This window comes from Novosphingobium mathurense (assembly GCF_900168325.1).
GTDB lineage: Bacteria > Pseudomonadota > Alphaproteobacteria > Sphingomonadales > Sphingomonadaceae > Novosphingobium > Novosphingobium mathurense.
This window is the reverse complement of record NZ_FVZE01000004.1, coordinates 105,494-123,439: the sequence shown is the minus strand read 5'-3', so window position 1 is coordinate 123,439 and position 17,946 is coordinate 105,494. Positions and strand designations below refer to the sequence as shown.

Sequence of the window (17,946 nt, the reverse complement as noted above, 5' to 3'; positions counted from 1 at the left end):
CGTATGACGCCAGCAAACTACTCCGCCATACGTAAAGAGGTGGGCCAGAACCCACGCGCCGCCCTACGCGACTGCGAAACGCTGCTGGCCCGAAATTCGGATGACGCCGAAGCCCATCGCCTCGCCGCCCGCGCCTTGCGCGCCCTGGGCAATGAAGAGCGCGCCAGTGTCGAAGAACTGGCCGCGATCGATGCCTCCACTCTCGACCCGATCCTGATCCAGGCCGGGCACGCGATGGTCCGGAACAGGCTTGAGCAGGCAGAACCGCTCCTTCGCGGCCGCCTGCGCGAGAACCCGTTCGACGTCGCCGCCATTCGGATGCTGGCCGAGGTCGCCGGACGGATCGGGCGCTATCAGGATGCGGAACAGCTCCTGCGCCGTGCACTGGAACTCGCCCCCGCCTTCGTTGCCGCGCGCACCAATCTGGCCATGGCCCTCTACCGCCAGAACAAGACTGTAGAAGCCTTGGCGGAGCTGGATCGTCTGACCGATGAAGGCCCCGGCAATGGCGTGCTACGCGCCGCAGTCGTCGGCCGGCTTGGCGAATTCGCCGAAGCGATCAGCCTTTACGAAAGCGTACTGGCACGCCCGGGCAGCGAACGCCAACCGCGCATCTGGACCAGCTATGGCCACGCGCTCAAGACCGTAGGCCGACAGGCCGACGCGGTGGCCGCCTACCGCCGCGCGCTGGACTTGCGCCCGGCCTTCGGGGAAGCTTGGTGGTCCATTGCCAATCTCAAGACCGTGCGCCTTCAGGAAGCGGATATAGCGTCCATTCAAGCCGGACTTGCCGATCCCTCGGCCAGTGCCGAAGACAGGTACCATCTTCATTTTGCGCTCGCCAAGGCGCTGGAGGATGCGGGACGCCCCGAGGAAGGCTTCGACCATTATCTCACGGCCAATACCCTGCGCCGCGAACAGCTTCCCTATCGCGCCGAAAGGACCAGGAGGGCGGTCGATCGCACCATTGCCCTGTTCGATGCCGCCTTCCTTGCGAAGCGCAATGGCCTGGGCTACCCGGAACCCGATCCGGTATTCGTGCTGGGCCTTCCGCGCGCCGGCTCGACGCTCATCGAGCAGATCCTCTCCAGTCACTCGATGGTCGAAGGCACGATGGAATTGCCGGACATCCTTTCCCTGGTCTCCCGGCTTGGGAAGGAAGGCAGCTATCCCGAAGTCATCGCCGGACTATCTCCGGAGCGGCTGCGGGAGCTTGGCGAAACCTATCTCGAGCGCACGCGCATCCATCGCCGTGAAGGCAAGGCGCTGTTCATCGACAAGACGCCGAACAACTGGCTGCATGCCGGACTGATCCACCTGATCTTGCCCAATGCGCGCATCGTCGATGCCCGCCGCCATCCGTTGGACTGCGGTTATTCGAATTTCCGCCAACACTACGCCAGTGGCCAGGCCTTCTCCTATGACCTAGCCGACATCGGTCACTATTACGCCGATTACGTTCGGCTCATGCGTCATTTCGATTCCGTCATGCCGGGGCGCATCGTGAGGGTCATCCATGAGGACCTGCTGGACGATCCCGAAGCGGCGACCCGCAACCTGCTCAACGCCTTGGCCCTGCCGTTCGAGGATGCCTGCCTGCGCTTCTTCGAAAACGACCGCGCGGTGCGCACCGCCAGTTCCGAGCAAGTTCGCCGTCCCATCAATCGCGACGGTGCCGGGCTTTGGAGAGCCGTCGAAGACCGCCTGACGCCGCTGCGCGAAGCCCTGGGGCCCACGCTTGACGATTACGCTTGCCGATAAACCGCCGAAGCCACTGTGGCAGCACCGCAACGCATAGCTGAAAAAGCAACACAAATCGCGATGCCCTGAAACAATTCGCTTTGCGAATAAACACGCATGGCAAACTATGTCGCATCATTTCAGGGGGGTTTCCGCATGCTTCGAGGAATCCGAAAGGGCCGGCTCGCCTTTACTCTGCTTTCGACGACATCTCTTATCGCGCCCATAACCGTTCATGCCCAACAGGCTGGCGAAGAATATAGCGGCGAAATCATCGTTACCGCCCAGCGCAGGGAGGAAAGCCTCCAGAAAGTTCCGCTGAGCATCAATGTCCTCGGCTCGGAAAGCCTCGAGAACGCGAACGTCGCCTCTTTCGACGACTACGCGAAGATCCTGCCCAGCGTCAGTTTCCAGTCGTTCGGCCCCAGCCAGTCGCAGATATTCTTCCGCGGCGTGGCTTCCGGCGGCGACGGCCTGCACATCGGCCCCTTGCCGACCAGTTCGATGTATATCGACGACGTGCCCGTCACGACGATCGGGGGAACGGTAGACTTCCATGTCTACGACATTGCCCGTATCGAAGCGCTCGCCGGGCCGCAGGGCACGCTGTTCGGCGCTTCCTCGCTTTCGGGCGTGTTGCGCATCATCACCAACAAGCCCGACCCGACCAAGACCTCCGGCTCGATCGACCTCCAGGCCAACAAATGGGGCAAGGGCGACTTCGGTGGCTCCGTCGAAGGCTACGTCAACCTGCCGCTCAGCGACATGATGGCCCTGCGCGTCAGTGCCTTCTATGAAAAGCAGGGCGGGTATATCGACAACAAGCCGGGCACGCGCACATTCTATCTGGATGACAACGATCCGACGACCAGTGTCACCGTCACCAACGCGGCGTTGGTGGAGGACGACTTCAACGATGTCGAGACGGCCGGCGGCCGCGCAGCGCTGGGCATCGAACTCGACGATTCCTGGACGGTCACGCCCTCCTTCATGTACCAGCACCAGGTTGCCCACGGCAGTTTCCTGTGGGGACCGGTGCGCGATGTCCCAGGCAACGCCAACCGTCCTGCCGTTTCAGGCAAGCCCTATCTCACAGTCACTTCCTACCTGCCCGGCTATAACAAGGACGAATGGTGGCAAGCTGCGCTGACCGTACAGGGCAAGCTCTCGGACTGGGATGTCACCTATGTCGGTGGCTACTTCGAGCGTACGGTCGATAACCGTCCCGATTATTCCTATTATAGCGTCGCTTACGACAGCTACACCTACGAATACGATGGCGTTACCTACTTCAGCGATGCAACCAAGTTCATCGGACCTGACGGCCAATTCCTCGACCCCACCCAGAACGCGATCCTGAAGGACAAGTACACCAAGTTTACGCAGGAACTGCGCGTCAGCTCACCTTCGGACAAACCGTTCCGGCTTACCGCCGGCATGTTCCTGCAGATCCAGACCGACAAGGTCTTTGCAGACTATGATATCCAGGGCCTGGGCACCGCAGTCGACCCCGATTGGGTAGTCCCCTTCCCCAATTCCGACACGGCTTTCCGCACCCGCATCAACCGCAAGGACCGCGATTACGCGATGTTCGCGCAGGCGGAATACGACGTTGTCCCGTCGGTCACGCTAATCGGCGGCATCCGCGGCTTCATGGCCAAGAACACAATCTTCGGCTTCTCCGGCCTCAATTCCGGCAGCAGCGTCGATCCGGCTATCTGCTTCCCGACCGACATTCCCGACGTGCCGTGCCAGAGCGTTGACAAGAAAGTCGACGAATCCGGCGTCATCTGGAAAGGTGGCGTGAAATGGCAGGCGACGCCGGACATCATGTTCTACGGCACCGTCTCGCGCGGCTATCGCCCCGGCGGCAACAACCGCAGGCCCGGCGTCAGACCGTTCAAGGCCGACACCCTCGACAACTACGAGATCGGCTGGAAAACCCGCCTCGGCCCGGCCATTTTCAACGGCGCGGTTTTCTACGAAAAATGGAAGAACCTCCAGTTCGGCCTCGTTCCCTTCGGCCAGAATGGCGTGACCAACACCTACAACGCCGGCGATGCCCGTATCTACGGCATCGAGGGTGACGTCTCGATGCGCTTCGGTGGCCTTTCGCTGTCCGCCGGTGCGACTTATGTCGATGCCCAGTTGTCGCGCGGCTTCTGCTACCTCGACGCTACGAACAATCCGGACTGCTCGCTTGGCGAATCCACACCTTCGGGCACCCGTCTCCCGGTCATGCCCAAGTTCAAGGGCAATGCCACCGCACGATACGAGGCCCCCGTGGGCGCAGGAACGGCATTCTTCCAGGCTACGGTCAGCCACCAGGGCGGCACCCGCTCCTTCCTCACCGACAGTGACTTTGCCGCAGTCGGCCCGACCAGGGCGTTCACGACCGCCGACTTCTCGATAGGCATGAGGTGGGATCACTATCGCGTGGAAGGCTTCATCCAGAATGCCTTTTCCAGCCACGGCATCCTGTCGCTCAACACCGTATGCGCCCCGCAGCTCTGCGGAGAATACGCGATGGCCTATCCGACCAAGCCCCAGTTATTCGGCGTCAAGGTGGGCTACGACTACTAGTGGCCAGTCATTGGCCAAGGATCTGAACACCAGGTACTCCTTGGCCAAGCCTACGGTCCAAACGAGATCTTTGCGCAAGCAATTTTTATTGCAAATCAACGCAATGGATTTCGAATCGCACTACCTAATCGACGATAGAAAATTCTTTAACGAATCTTGCTAGACCGGGCGACGATGGTCGCCAAAGTAAGTGAAGGAAAAAAGGACTGGCAGCACTGCGTCGATAGCGCGCTTATCGGCGCACTGGCTTACGCCCTGCTCGCTTGGACCACGATCTACGTCACTTCCGACCTTCACGCGCACGCCACGATGTGGCCCGCCGATGCTGTAATTCTTGCCCTTCTCCTGAAACATCCGAAGCGTGACTGGCCCTACATCCTGCTCGCCGGCTGGTGCGGCAACCTGATCGCGAACGTCCTGACCCGGGAATGGACGCCGGGACTTTTCCTTTATGGCGGCATCAACATGGGCCAGACCTGGCTTGCGGCCTGGTTACTGCTGCAGGTTAACAAAGGCGACAGTCTGCTTGACAGCGCTCGCACGGTTCTGGGCTTCGTGACCTGTGCCGGGCTCGTCGCGCCACTCGTCGGGGCCATTGCCGGCACCCTCGTTACCTTTCTAAGCTACGGCGAGGACCTCGGTTCCTCCTTCCTCAGCTGGTTCCTCAGCAATTCGCTGGGCTACATCGTCGTGACGCCGTTCCTCAAGGCCCTGTTCGAAGGAAGCTACTGGCATGGCTTCCAGTCGCGCGGCCCTAGCGAAAAAGTCGAAGTTCTGGGCCTGGTCGGCACACATACGCTGCTGACGGCTTTCGTCTTTGCACAGGACAACATTCCCCTGCTGTTCCTGCTGACGTCATCCCTGCTGGTGCTGGCCTTCAGACATGGCAATTCCTCGGTCATGGCAGGCGTCATCATCATCGCCGTCATCGGCGCCGTCGCCACGATCAGGGGGGCGGGACCGATCGCAATAATGCCCTATTCCAAAGGTGCCCAGGAATTCTATTTCCAGTTCTACCTGGTCCTGCTGCTTGCGACCGTGCTGCCGGTTGCAACGATCGTCTCCTCGCGAAAGACCGTCATGCACGACCTCGCCGAACGCGAGGAAGCCCTGCGTCTGATGATGTCGCATTCACCGGACGGCATCCTCGGCTTCGACGTAGACGGCATGTGCAAGTGGGCGGAAGGACCGCTCAGGAAGTACCTCGGCATCGAGCCGGGCCAGATGATTGGCCGCTCGATGGACACGGTCTCGCCACTGGCGCAGGATCTCGTTCGCGAGATGCACCGGGCGGCAAGAAATGACATCGCCTTGCCCGGCACATTCGAATTCACGCCGATGTTGCGTCCTGAACTGGTCCTTGAAGGCTCGATCGGCCTGCTTCGGCGCAATGGTTGCATCGCGGGTGCGGTGATCAATTTGCGTGACGTGACCGTACGCAAGGACAACGAAGCCACACTGGAGCTGAAAGCCCTGAAGGACGACCTCACCGGCTTGCCGAACCGCCAGGGTCTGCGCGTGGAACTGGAAGCCCTTGCTCACTCCCCCATCGGCTCCACTTCGCTGGCGATCGTCGACGTCGATTGCTTCAAGGCCATAAACGACGCCCATGGACACGGCGTTGGTGATGTCGTCCTGCGGGAAATAGCCCAGCGCATGAAGAGAAGCATGCGCGAAGGCGATTTCATTGCACGGATCGGCGGCGACGAGTTCGCCATTCTCCTCCATTGCGATCTGGAGACGGCGCGAAATGCATGTCAACGCATCGTCGAATCCGTCAGGCAGACGCCTGCCTTCAGCGAGGATACTGTCCATATCCTGGCGACAGTCAGTTGCGGCGTGGCAGAATTTCGCGCGTCGGACCTGCCGGATCAGGTCTTTCACGCTGCCGACGTGGCACTTTATGAAATGAAGCGGTTCGGCAGGAACGGCGTTCGCGCCGCTGCCTGACCCATGCCTGCCGAGAACTGGCGGGCATGGGGGACAAGCAGGATCAATCCTCCAGCTGAAGATCCGGCACGACCAGATGGATGAAGGCCAGCGCACATAGGTAGGCGACACTGCAGATCCCGAAGATCGGGCCATAGCCAAGACCGCTATCCAGCGACCAGCCCGCGAACTCGATCATCGCCGTTCCTGACAGGTTGCCAGCCACCGCACCCACGGCAATCACGCTTGCCATGCGCGCGGACGGAACGATGTCTGCCGCCATGCCGAAGATGTTCGTCGAGAAACCCTGGTGAGCGAACAGCCCGAAGCCGATGAACACCGCAGCAAGCCAGGGGTTGTCGGTCTGCAGGGCGAGAAGCATGATCAGGACCGTCACTGCGAAGAACAGCATCGACATCTTGCGGGCGCGGTTGACGGTATAGCCGCGACCCAAGAGTATAGGGTAAAGCCCCCCGGATGTAATCGCGCCAAGCGCGGCGAGCGCGAAGATGATTGCAATGGGCCAGCCAAGATCGGCCTGGCTCATCCCGAAGGCCCGGTTGAAGAAGTCCGGCATCCAGAACAGCACGAACCACCAGACACAGTCGGTAAAGGCCTTGGCGCCGGTTACCGCCCAGGTCCTGCGGTCGCGCAGCATCTCTCCCCATCTCACGGGAGCTCGCTCGGCAACATGATGGAGCGGCTTGATCCCGCGCATCGTCGGCCACCAGAACGCCAACCAGATGAAGCCCAGGCTTCCGGTCACGATGAAGGCAGCCTTCCAGCCAAAGGCAATGGCGAAGGGCGGGATCAGCAGCGGCGTGATGATCGCGCCGATGTTGGGCGCGGTGTTGATAAGCCCGATGGCGACATTTCGCTGCCTCGCAGGAAGATAAATCGCCGCAGCCTTGAGCCCGGCCGGCGTACTGACCGATTCGCCAACCGCCAGGACTACGCGGGCTGCAACGAACTGCTGGACGCTTGCGGCAAGGGCATGTGCCATTCCCGCGGCGCTCCAGACCGCAATGGCAATGCCATAGGCCAGACGCACGCCCAATCGGTCGACGAACCAGCCAACCCCCAACAGGGCAACGGCAGCAGCGATCTGGAAAGTCGCGCCAAGGTGGGCATAGTCGGTATCGGTCCAGTGGAACTCAGCTTCGAGCGTCGGCTTGAGCAGGGCAAGAACCTGCCTGTCGACGTAATTGAGCGCATTGCCCAAGAAAAGGAGGACAACCAACAGGACGACGATCCTGCTCGCCACCTTTTCACGCATCAACTGCTCTTGCGTTACCACCTGCATTCTCCCGATCCCCGGCCCTACCAGCCGAATTGTTGTTGCAGCTTAGCGCCCGTGCCTGATAAGGGAAGCAAAATATGACACCGTTAGACATATGGGATCGGAGAGAGGAATGAGAGGTGTGGACTGGCAGGCATCGCCCCATGCTGGCGACCTGTTTGGCGAACTGCAGCTCACCGGAGACACCCCGCCGCCGGGCAAGCGTGTGCCGTCGCACCTTGTTCCCGGACTGCTGGCATGCGGTGCGGCGGCCGGTGCAGCGGCATGGCTGTCGGACCATTACGGATTTCCGATCATCCTCATGGGCCTCCTCATCGGCCTCGCCCTCAATTTCATCTCGCGCGATCAGGACACGCATGCCGGGCTGGACTTCGCCTCGCGCACCTGCCTGCGCCTTGGCATTGTCGTTCTCGGTCTGCAGATCACCTTCGTCCAGATCGAAGCGTTGGGCATCCAGCCTTTTGCGGCGCTGCTGGTAATCATGACGCTTGCCTTCGGCGCCGGCCTCGCGGGTGCCAGGATATCGGGACAATCGCGCTATGCCGGCATTCTGGCGGGCGGCGCGACGGCCATTTGCGGCGCCAGCGCAGCCCTCGCGCTCTATGGCGTGATCGGCAAGGAAAGGCTCAGCCAGGCCCAGTTCGCGCTCACCCTTGTCGGCGTATCACTGGCAAGCGCCATTGCCATGTCCGTTTACCCGGCACTGGCCGGCCAGATGGGCTTCGGCGACAAACAGGCCGGCTTCCTGATCGGCGCGTCCATTCATGACGTCGCGCAGGCCATCGGCGGCGGATACGCCTATTCCGACATCGCCGGTTCCTATGCAACGATCGTCAAGCTTGCCCGGGTTGCCCTGCTGGCACCGATAGTCATGCTGGTAAGCTTGTGGCTGGGCCCCAGTTCCGGGCAGGAGGACCGCCCGGCTTGGCGCCGCTTCAGCCCACCATGGTTCATCACCGCATTCATCGGAGTCGTTGCCCTCAACAGCCTCATCGCTGTGCCGGAGGTAGCTAAGACGGCCGCTCTGTCTGGATCGAAAGCGCTTCTGCTTCTCGCGGTTACGGCCACGGCGATGCGCTCTCGCATGGACCTCCTGATCGAACTGGGATGGCGCTCTTTGACTCCTGTCATCGTTGCAACGGTCGTGAGCTTCCTGTCCGCCCTGGCCTTCGTTGGCCTCAGCATCGGCGGTTGACGGGCCCCAAGCGAGAAAGCGCAACCTGCCGCGGTAGCGTTGCTCAATTTTACCGCTTCCGGGACTCCTTGAATGGCATCCATGATTTCTCGGGGGAGCAATTAGTTTTGAATCCCGCTTCGGGCGAGAAGAATCAGGGCTTTGCCGGAAAGTTCTTTCGCTGCACTGTCCAGTCGGGCGATTTGCACAAGCCGCAGTCATTGCCGGTGAACATCAATCCGGCCTGCCTGTCGCCCTTTAACTGCCAGTCCAGCCATGAGGCACCCACACGAGCCCATTCGCCACCATCGGCAAGCGGAAGCGTCCCGTTATGGCCGACCGGCAGGTTCGCCAACATTACGGGGATATGTGCGATCTTCGCAAAGTCATCGGTGCCGTTTGGATAGGCGATGTCAGTCGGACCACCCAGGATATAGGCGACCGACGTGTGCAGTCGCTTGAGGTCGTCCTTGACGATCTTCACCCCGCTCAGGCCCGACCCGGTTTGATTGTAAACCCCGCTGCCGAAGGCGATGACTGTATCGACGCGCGGGTCGGCTCCTGCCGCCAGCGCCTGCAAACCGCCGCAACTATGCCCCGTGGCCGCGATCCTCGTGGTATCGACACGACCGTAGAGCGGGTCGGCAGGATCGGCATTGACGCGCTCGGCCCAGTCGATCGCGGCAAGCAATTGCGCGGTAGAGGTCTCGTCGGGCTTGCGCTCGGCCTCTGTCGGAATGCGCATGGCACCCTCGCCCGGCTGTGGCAGGGCGGCAAGCACCGGGCGCTCCTCGCGCGGAGCGCCGTTGGCGATCACGAGATAGCCGTGGCTGGCGAATTCCCTGAGTGCATGTCCGGCGCTCAACCCGTCATCGCGGCAACCGCCATTGCCCCAAAGAACGAGCGGCAGCTTTCCTTCCGGCAGAACTTGCGGACGATAGATCGTATAGCCTGGCGCATCGGCGCGTGCCTGCGCAACCGCCGGATAGGTACCGCGCCCTCCCGTGCCGCCGATCTGGCCGGCAATGGTATCGTCCCGTGGCTCGCGCAGCGGCAAGTCGATGCGCGAGCCGAACTGCCAACCGCGCTCTATCTCGAGCACCGGTGGCGGGTCCTGCCGCACCGCTGCCAGGTTGCGCTGCCGCGGATCGGCGCCGGTCATTACGAAGCGCAGACGATAGCCCGGCTCGATCCGGTGCGAGAGCGGCATCATGGCAATTTCCATGCGCGCGGTTTCACCCTTGCCCAGCGGCGAAACGTCGTTGCGCAATCCGCTGTGCCAGGGCAGCCCGAGATTGTCCCATGGGGCGGGAGCAATCGCGCGGTGAGAAAGCTTCAACCGCCCGAAGGAGAGCACTTGCGCCGAACCGCCCGGAGATACTTCCTCCAGATAGACGAATACATCGGCATCGGGACGGTTGGACTGTAACTGCAGATGCGCCAGCGGGTAGCCGAGCAGGTCCACCGGATGCTCGAACGGCGCACTCGTATAGGTAATCCCATGCGCGTCGAGCGGTTGCGGCCAGAACGCGAAATAGGCATCGTTGGCGACATCGTAATCGACTGTGAAGCGGTCCGTCCCACTGTCACCGGGTCGCGGGGAAAGCCCGCGCTGGCCATCCTTGTCACCCCCGTTCAGATACCATGACCACGTGGTCGAAGCGGCCCCGGGCAAGGCATCCTGACGCACATAGTGCCCTTTACCATTGTCGTCGGCGGACCAGAACGTCACCGGCGGCTGCCCGGAAAATCCGTTGTCCGCGTTCTTCAGGTAATGATCGAAATAGCGCGTGATCTCCCCGGTAAAATCGAAGCCCGGCGGGGGCACGCAATGGCTGCCCGGCCCCACCAAAACCCGACTGCCGAGATTCCGGGCGGCAACCAGCACCTGGCTTGTCGGCTCGTCCTTCCAATTGCCCCACACGTAAGTCGCGATGCCCGACTTGCGGATCGTATCGGCGTAGCGCCAGATCGCCACTTCGTTCCAGAAGTCATTGCCGGTCAGCGGCGACACGCTGTCGCGATAGGGCATGGAGTACCACAGCCCGCTCATCGAAGTATTCGCGGCATGCTCCGCCACGGCCTCGCGCAGCATCGCGGCATCGGGGTCGGCATCGACCGGCAGACTGGCAAGATCGACCGCCGGCGGCTCGTCGGGACGGGTGTTGAACTGAGCGGTCAGGCCGCCCCGGCGCACGAAGGCGTATTTATCCCAGTCGGTCGCGCCAATGAAGGCGGCCTTGAGCGAGGGCGGCGCGGTACTGACCGTGTGCATCGTCGTCCCGCCCAGATAGGAACACCCAATCATGCCGACCTTGCCACTGGAGAAGGGCTGGCGCGCCAACCACTCGACAAGATCGTATCCGTCGCGCGCCTCCGTGCGGTCCTGGAAGCCGCGGCGATGGCCGAAAGAGGCACCCTTCCCGCGGATGTCGGCTACGGCGACGACATAGCCCGCGCGCAGCAGCGAACGCAGGGCAAGCTGGTCGCCCAGGGCGGCTTCAACGATCCTGCCGTCCTCGCCCTTATAGCGCGCGCGATAGGGCGTGAAGGCGAAGATCACCGGCAGTTTCTCGTCCACGACGCCGGCTCCATTGGCAGGGCGATAGACGTTCATGGCCAGCTTCGTGCCATCCCTGACCGGCACGTAAACGGAACTGCGCGTGTAATCGGGATAGTCTTCGGCCTGCACGCCCGACGCGACAAGAAGGGAACCGGCGACAGAAGCGGCAATAACCCCGACTGTCCTTCGCCAAGGCGGGGTCGCGCGGCCCACACGGGCTCCCCCTGTCATTGCCCGGATGCCAGCCATTGCAGTATCTCCTCCCGGTGTTGGTCAATTCTCGGCGGAGCCTCGTTCGTGCCCGGTTGTCCCGGCTGCATGCGGAAACCGGCGTTCGGCACCGAGACCCGGTCGCCCCCTGGCAATCCGGCAATCGACATCTCCATCAGTGCATCGGGCGTAGCCAGGCTCGCCGCTTCACCGACCCGACGGATCTTGCCGCAGGGAATGCCTGCATTACTGAGGTCCCGTTCCCAATCGCCGGCATCGCGGGTCAGGAAGATCGCTGCCAGTTCATCGTGCATCGCATCGAAGTTGGCGCGGCGCGCATCGGCCGTGGCGTAACGTGGATCGCCGAGCCAGTCCTGCCGCCCGAGCTCGCGCGCAAGCGCGGCAAACTGGTTCTCCTGCACGACGCCGAGCGAAACGTGCCGCCCGTCGCGCGCTTCGTAGAGCGCAGCGGTCGGCAATTCGCTGTAGCCGGTGTTGCCGAGCCGCCGCAGCGGGCTGCCGGTCACGAGATAAGGCGTGAGTGCGGAGGTCATGAAAGCCAGGCTCGCATCGAGCATCGACACGTCGATATAGGCCCCCTCGCCCGTCCGCTCCCGCTGCATCAGCGCGCCCAGGATCGCGACTGCCGCCGTCTGTCCCGTCAGCGTATCGACGATGGGGAAGCCCACGCGCACTGGCGGATCGCCCTCCGCACCGCTCAACATCATCATGCCGCTCGTCGCCTGAACGATATTATCGATGGCGGGCCAGTCGCGTTGCGGGCTGTCCTGCCCGTATCCCGAGACGGAGCAGAAGACGATACCGGGCCGCATGGCCCGCACCGCGTCGTATCCGAAACCGAGACGGGCGATCACGCCGGGCCGAAAGTTCTCCAGCAGCACGTCGCTGCGCGCGACGATTGCCCGCGCGATCTCGCTGTCCTTCGGGTCCTTCAGGTCAAGTGCGATGCTCTTTTTACCGACATTGGCCGCGATGAAGGCCGGGCTCATTCCGTCGTACTCGCGATTCGAGCCGTAGTTGCGAAACTGGTCCCCATTGGGCGATTCGATCTTGATTACTTCCGCGCCCATCAGGCGCAGCAGATGACTGGCGAAGGGGCCAGCCATGACATGACTGAAATCGGCCACCCTGATCCCGGCTAGCGGTTGCGTCATGGGTGACCTCCACACTTGACCCGATTGCGGGCGACAAGGCTCTCGCGAGCCACGCGATAGGCATTCATTCCATCTATTCCGTATTGTTCGAGCGAGCGCGCGGTCTGCTTTGCCTCGCGCAAGTAGAGAGCTTCGAACCGCGCCTGTTCGGCGGGGTCGGCCGGGCTATTGACGATGACGCCGCGTCCCGCCTGCTCGCCTGCCGCCGCAGCCGCGCGGTTCTCCTCGGCAAGCGCCTGTTCCCACACGCCGATGCCTTCAGTCAGGGTTTCCCGCTGCGAGGGATCGAGCGCGTTCCAGGCCTCGAGGTCCATGGCCCGCCCGGGATAGGCACCGCGTGGAATACGCAGTTCGAAGAAATAGCGCGTCACTTCCGCGAAGTGGAGGGAGCGCAATGTATCGGGTGGAGCGACGACCCCGTCTATCACCCCCTTGGCAAGGGCGCTGTAGACCTCTCCCATCGGCAGGTCGACCGGATCGGCGCCAAGCGCTTGCAGAATAGGCAGCAGTTCGGTCGGCGCCCTGATGCGCAGGCCCTTGAGGTCTGCGAGATGCTCGACCCTACGGTTGCGCGTCAGGATACCGGGCAGAACCCCGCCCTGCACGGCCAGCACTTTCAGCCCGGCCAGCTCCCGCGCGAATTCAGGCACTGCGCCAGCCATGCAATGATAGAGCGCAAGCTGCGATTCAATCGTATCCGCACCGCTGTAGAAGCCCGTCTGCGTGCGCAGCAGATGCGTGCCGCCGCGCGAATAGATCGGGGTAATCAGCCCGATGTCGGCAACCCCATGGCGTATCTCCTCCATCGACATGTCCGAGGACAACAGCGCCCCCGACCAGATCGGGCGGATCAACAGGCTGCCGCCCGAGCGCTTTTCGACAAAGTCGATCCAGCGCCGGTCCGCGCGGCTGAAGGGATGCGACGGCGGATAGGGAGAGGCATAGACAAGTTCGGTCACACCCGGCGGCAAGGGCCGGGAACAGGACGCCAGAAGGGCCAGCGCCAAGAGGGCGGCGATCCGCCTCATGCCAGTCCCTTGTCCCGCAGGAAGGCCTCGACCATCGCGACCATCCGGTCGTGATCCCAGATTTTGGCGTCGACCATGTCAGCATCGATCATCAGCACTGGCACGCCCGCCTCTTCCAGTGCCAGCGCGGTCAGCTTCGTGCCCGATTGCGAGAGACGGTTATCGGGCGGGAGCAGGATTACCGCGGCATCGATCCCGCAGCGCTTGGCTTCCGAGGTTATCCAGCCGCTCATCCAAGGCGGCAGGTGCAGCGTTTCGTTCATCGAGGCAACGCGGCTGGCGAGGGCCTCCATCGGCCGCCCCTTGATATCGCGGATATAGGCGGGCCCGGCAAAGGGCATGTACATCGACCAGACGAACACCGCGCCGAGATTCTCCTCAAGCGCCTGGTAGAAACCCGGATCGTGCCAGACCCCTGCCCCGATCCACATCAGGCGCAGGCGCTCTTGCGTAGCGGCGCCCTGCCCCTGCGCGATGCGTTCCAGAACCTCGTCCCGGAATTTGCGGGCATGGGCAACGGCCCAGTCCGATCCGCGATGCCACTGCGGGATCATCGTATTGGGCATCTGCTCGGCGATCGAGACCGGGCACGGCCGCGCTTCGCCGATGGCGCGGGCCGCCTCCCAGATATAGCCCTCCTGCTCGTTGATGCGCTCCATCAGCGTCTCGAACTTCGCTGCATCGAACTTACGTCCCGTCCGTTCTTCCAGCAGGACGATCAGGTCTTCCATCTCCCGCACCATCTGCGCGATCCTGTCGGGCTGGTAGACGCGTTCCCAGTCGGCCCTGGCGTTGGCGTACCAGTCCTCTTCCTTATGCTCCCACGCGGGCGCTTCCATGGCGAAGAACTCGCTGCCGAGTTCGTGCGCCCAGAGGCCGAAGACATGCTGGATGCAGTCGCAGGTCAGCCGCGCGACCAGCACCGTCGGGCTCGGCAGCCCGCCCCAAGGCGCGGTCTCCGGTTCGTTGGCGAGGGTGCAGGCAAGGCCGAGCGAGCAGTACTTGCAGCTGTTGGCAGGAAAGCCCTTGTCCACCATTGCATCGAAATAGCGGCCGGAAAGCTGCTTTGCGGAAATGTAGGCGGACCACCACTGGTTGGTAACGATGGGAATCCCCATCGCGTGGAACAGCTCGTGCGGGGTATCGGCCTGAACGATGGCGTAAGGCTCCTGATCGTCGACGACGCGGCGGCGCAAGTCCTGGCCGAACGCCTTCTGGTAGGCCGTCGCCTCTGCGGTACAGGCAAGCATCTTGCGGCTGCGCTGGTTGGCGGACTGGCTCAATGGAATACTCCGTTGTCGTCGAGGCGCGCGATATCCGCCTCGGAAAGGCCCGAGAGACTGCGGGCGATTTCATGGCTGTGCTCGCCCATCGAAGGCGCGCGGAAAGGCTGCAGCCGGTCACGCGAAAAACGCATCGGCGTTGCCACGTGGCCGAACCTGCCGAGCAGTGGATGATCGAGGTCCCATAAGGCCTCGCGGCCCGCGATCTGGGGATCGCTTTCGAGAAGGTCCTCACAGTCCTGCAGCGCGCCAGCGGCAATGCCAGCCGCCTGCAGCTGCGCGGCAATGGCATGATCCTCGCGCATGCTGGTCCATGCAGCGATGTCCGGGCCGGCAATCTCGGAGAGGCGACTGCGCTCCTCGGGCGTGAAGGCGCTGATTGCCACCCAACGATCTTCACCGGCAGCGGGAAAGACATCCTGAAACGGCACGGCGGGATCGGCGTTACCCAAACGCTGCGGATGTTGCCCAGCCCGCGCCATCGCGAGAAAATCGCGCATCTGCTGGACGCAGATCTCGTACATGGAGGCATCGATGTGACACCCTTGCCCGGTTTCGCGTCGGCGTTGCAGCGCGGCGGCGACATGGCCCGCCATGACGTAGGGAACGATCACGTCGCCATAAGGCACCGCGCCCGGTATGACCGGCTCGCCATCCGGATAGCCGGTCAGGAAAGTACGTCCGGACAAGGCTCCGCCGGTCCCGTCGACCCCCCACTCCTGCGCCAGCGGACCGGTCTGGCCGAAGACGCTGCCCGAAACCATGACAATACCCGGATTGCGAGCCGCCAGCCGGTCGTAGTCGAGCCCGAGCTTGGCCATCGTCCCGGGCGAGAAGTTTTCGACGACCACGTCCGCCCATTCCACCAGGGCATCGAGTACTTCCCGTGAAGCAGGTTTCTTGAGATCGAGGGTCAGGCTGCGCTTTGAGGTATTGAGGTTCGCGAACCATGGCTTGTCATCGAAACTGGTGGCCGAAGATGCAGCCACCTGCACATCCAGGCGGGCGAGATCCGGACGGTTGCGCGTCTCGATCTTGACCACTTCCGCGCCAAGATCGCCCAGCGTCTTGGTAGTGATCGAGCCGACCAGGGCCCAGGCGAAATCGAGTACCCTGACGCCTGAAAGCGGCCCGGAACGCGTGCCCGCATGGATTGCCGGGGCCGAGACGGCGGCGCCGTCACGCACCACTGCAAAGCGCTCGGGCAAGCCGCTCGGCGTGTCGAGAAAACCGCGGGCCGCGAGATGGGCATCGCGCAGGACATCGCGTGGTTCGTTGACGACGCAGGCATTGATGCCCCGGCGGCGTCCCTCGCCGGCTATCTCCGCCTTGGATCGCGCGGCGAAGAAGCGGGCCATTGCCGCTTCCCACCGCCCACGCGTCTCTGCCGGAAGGGTTGAGCGATTGTAGGCCAGCCAGTCCACATCGCGCATCGGATTGTCGCAACCGGTCTCGTCCATCCATTGCGACAGCGCGCGGTTTGCCGGGGCACCCAGCCTCCCGGTCATCAGCGCGTGGAAACACCAGCCGTCGACGAGCTTCCAGATCACCCGAACTTTTGCGCGGCCATAGGCGATGCATCCGCCGGCCCGATCGAGCTTGCGCTTGTCAAACTGCCAGACAAGGATGCCATTGACGTTGCGGCTCATCGCCACTTGCTGGATCGAGACGTCTACGTGTTGGCCCCGCCCATGCGTGCCGCGTGCGAAGTGTGCCGCCATGGCTCCGGCCGCCGCGACCATATCGGCGTGAAAGGTACAGGCATCGCCTGCTTCCTTCACCGGCTTCTCGCCCGGCTCGCCGGTCAAGCGCAGCGCGCCACCCATGGCCGAAGCCACGAGTTCCCCGCCGCGCCATGTCGAGCGCGGACCGCCAGAGCCGAAGGGGGTTACAGAGACGTGGACGGCAACTGCGGAAATCCCCATGGCCCCGGTCGCCTCAAGCCCGAGATCGTCGATCACGAATGAGGCCCCTTCCACGGCACCGCCCAAATCGGCACCGAGCGAGGCTAGGTAGCGCGCGAGCGGACGCTCGTGCATTGCGCCCAGCACAGCCACGCGATGTCCAGCAAGCAGACTCATGCGCTCACCTCCATCAGGAACGACTCGATCTGCGCAGCGGAACCGTCGCGTCCCAGCCAATCGCGGCGGGTGAGGATCAGCGAAGGCAGGCCCGACGCCTCGATCGCCGCACGCTCCTGCGGCAGATGCCAACACTGCGCCTCGTCCTCCTCGATACGCCAGAGGACAACAGCCTCAGCCCCGCTTGCAGCAAGACCAGCGCGCAGTGCCGCCGCCGGATCGGCAAAACTGCGGGGTCCTTCGCCACGGGCATGCAGCTTGCGACCTAGGGCGGCGTAGGGATCGCCGCTGTCGCGCTGCGCAGGCGCGCCGGGATCAAGCCATTCCTGCGCGAGTGTGCGCCCGGCAGCGCGAAATCCGGCCCTGGCGACAGCCTCGTGCAGACGCATGTCAGGCGGATTGGTCCCGGCCAGCAGGCACACGCGGCCCTCCCCTGGCGCAGTGCTGCCATCGCCTGCCCTATCGTGGCTTGCGACGATGGCCTTTTCGAGCGCCTCTTCGCTCACGCACAACCGCTCGCCCATTTCGCGCAGCTTTTCGACCGTCCGGTCCAGACTGGTGCGCCGCGGGATCTTGGCGATGTCGAGGACGATGGCTTCGGGTCCGCCCAGCAGCCCCCGGCGCTGGAGTTCGCAGACGTAGTAATACAGGCGCTGAGACGTATCGTCCGCGCGACTGAAGAGCACCTGGTCCAGATCGTCATAGGCCCCTTGCGCCCAACCCTCCAGTACGGCCCGCGCCCATGGCGCAAACTTGCTTTCCAGCCAGCGGTCGGCACGCGGCGTCTCCAAGTCCGGATCAAAGCCGACCACGCCCGCATGGCGTCCGGTCGCGGTGAGCAGTTCTAGCGGCAGGTTCGGGCCGGCGATTGCAATCATCG

Annotated in this window: 11 protein-coding genes; 4 read left to right on the top strand and 7 right to left on the bottom strand. The window is 63.2% G+C overall.

Going from position 1 to position 17,946, the window contains the following annotated elements; genetic code table 11:
* Nucleotides 1–3 precede the first annotated feature (3 nt).
* From B5483_RS13790 to B5483_RS13780, 3 genes are all read left to right on the top strand, one after another.
* On the top strand, nt 4–1,761 hold the full coding sequence (locus tag B5483_RS13790; protein ID WP_079730801.1) for a tetratricopeptide repeat-containing sulfotransferase family protein: 1,758 nt from the start codon (nt 4–6) through the stop codon (nt 1,759–1,761).
* A 135-nt stretch (nt 1,762–1,896) separates the two neighbouring features.
* Nucleotides 1,897–4,323, top strand: coding sequence for a TonB-dependent receptor (locus B5483_RS13785; RefSeq protein WP_054944908.1), 2,427 nt, complete (start codon nt 1,897–1,899; stop codon nt 4,321–4,323).
* A 174-nt stretch (nt 4,324–4,497) separates the two neighbouring features.
* The gene (locus B5483_RS13780) at nt 4,498–6,273 is read left to right on the top strand and encodes a sensor domain-containing diguanylate cyclase (RefSeq protein ID WP_079730800.1); all 1,776 of its coding nucleotides are present in this window, start codon (nt 4,498–4,500) and stop codon (nt 6,271–6,273) included.
* Between the two features lie 43 nt (nt 6,274–6,316).
* Here the strand turns inward: B5483_RS13780 and B5483_RS13775 are convergent, their stop codons facing one another.
* Nucleotides 6,317–7,555 carry an MFS transporter gene (locus B5483_RS13775; protein ID WP_079730799.1) on the bottom strand — a complete coding sequence of 413 codons (1,239 nt, stop codon included), beginning with the start codon at nt 7,553–7,555 and terminating at the stop codon, nt 6,317–6,319.
* Nucleotides 7,556–7,664: 109 nt separating this feature from the next.
* Here B5483_RS13775 and B5483_RS13770 point away from each other — a divergent pair, with 109 nt between their 5' ends.
* Complete coding sequence (locus tag B5483_RS13770; RefSeq protein WP_054944900.1) at nt 7,665–8,747, top strand: YeiH family protein; 1,083 nt, start codon at nt 7,665–7,667, stop codon at nt 8,745–8,747.
* Nucleotides 8,748–8,880: 133 nt separating this feature from the next.
* Here the strand turns inward: B5483_RS13770 and B5483_RS13765 are convergent, their stop codons facing one another.
* From B5483_RS13765 to B5483_RS13740, 6 genes are read right to left on the bottom strand one after another with little or no spacing between them, the layout of a single operon-like run.
* A complete protein-coding gene (locus B5483_RS13765; RefSeq protein WP_245829205.1) occupies nt 8,881–11,538 on the bottom strand; it encodes a CocE/NonD family hydrolase in 2,658 nt (885 codons plus the stop codon).
* Nucleotides 11,517–12,674 carry a CaiB/BaiF CoA transferase family protein gene (locus B5483_RS13760; RefSeq protein ID WP_054944899.1) on the bottom strand — a complete coding sequence of 386 codons (1,158 nt, stop codon included), beginning with the start codon at nt 12,672–12,674 and terminating at the stop codon, nt 11,517–11,519. Before B5483_RS13760 ends, B5483_RS13765 begins: the two co-directional genes overlap by 22 nt.
* Complete coding sequence (gene dctP, locus B5483_RS13755) at nt 12,671–13,702, bottom strand: TRAP transporter substrate-binding protein DctP (RefSeq protein ID WP_079730798.1); 1,032 nt, start codon at nt 13,700–13,702, stop codon at nt 12,671–12,673. Before dctP ends, B5483_RS13760 begins: the two co-directional genes overlap by 4 nt.
* Nucleotides 13,699–14,985, bottom strand: coding sequence for a 2-hydroxyacyl-CoA dehydratase subunit D (locus B5483_RS13750; protein ID WP_079730797.1), 1,287 nt, complete (start codon nt 14,983–14,985; stop codon nt 13,699–13,701). The genes dctP and B5483_RS13750 overlap by 4 nt, the downstream gene beginning before the upstream one ends.
* A complete protein-coding gene (locus tag B5483_RS13745; RefSeq protein ID WP_139384000.1) occupies nt 14,982–17,066 on the bottom strand; it encodes a CaiB/BaiF CoA-transferase family protein in 2,085 nt (694 codons plus the stop codon). The genes B5483_RS13750 and B5483_RS13745 overlap by 4 nt, the downstream gene beginning before the upstream one ends.
* On the bottom strand, nt 17,063–17,944 hold the full coding sequence (locus tag B5483_RS13740; RefSeq protein WP_079730796.1) for a hypothetical protein: 882 nt from the start codon (nt 17,942–17,944) through the stop codon (nt 17,063–17,065). Before B5483_RS13740 ends, B5483_RS13745 begins: the two co-directional genes overlap by 4 nt.
* Between the last annotated feature and the right edge of the window lie 2 nt (nt 17,945–17,946).

Excerpts from the sequence above, each read along its gene's own strand:
- B5483_RS13790 (WP_079730801.1), top strand. The coding sequence starts at position 4 with ATGACGCCAGCAAACTACTCCGCCATACGTAAAGAGGTGGGCCAGAAC.
- B5483_RS13785 (WP_054944908.1), top strand. The coding sequence starts at position 1,897 with ATGCTTCGAGGAATCCGAAAGGGCCGGCTCGCCTTTACTCTGCTTTCG.
- B5483_RS13780 (WP_079730800.1), top strand. The coding sequence starts at position 4,498 with ATGGTCGCCAAAGTAAGTGAAGGAAAAAAGGACTGGCAGCACTGCGTC.
- B5483_RS13775 (WP_079730799.1), bottom strand. The coding sequence starts at position 7,555 with ATGCAGGTGGTAACGCAAGAGCAGTTGATGCGTGAAAAGGTGGCGAGC.
- B5483_RS13770 (WP_054944900.1), top strand. The coding sequence starts at position 7,665 with ATGAGAGGTGTGGACTGGCAGGCATCGCCCCATGCTGGCGACCTGTTT.
- B5483_RS13765 (WP_245829205.1), bottom strand. The coding sequence starts at position 11,538 with ATGGCTGGCATCCGGGCAATGACAGGGGGAGCCCGTGTGGGCCGCGCG.
- B5483_RS13760 (WP_054944899.1), bottom strand. The coding sequence starts at position 12,674 with ATGACGCAACCGCTAGCCGGGATCAGGGTGGCCGATTTCAGTCATGTC.
- dctP (WP_079730798.1), bottom strand. The coding sequence starts at position 13,702 with ATGAGGCGGATCGCCGCCCTCTTGGCGCTGGCCCTTCTGGCGTCCTGT.
- B5483_RS13745 (WP_139384000.1), bottom strand. The coding sequence starts at position 17,066 with ATGAGTCTGCTTGCTGGACATCGCGTGGCTGTGCTGGGCGCAATGCAC.
- B5483_RS13740 (WP_079730796.1), bottom strand. The coding sequence starts at position 17,944 with ATGATTGCAATCGCCGGCCCGAACCTGCCGCTAGAACTGCTCACCGCG.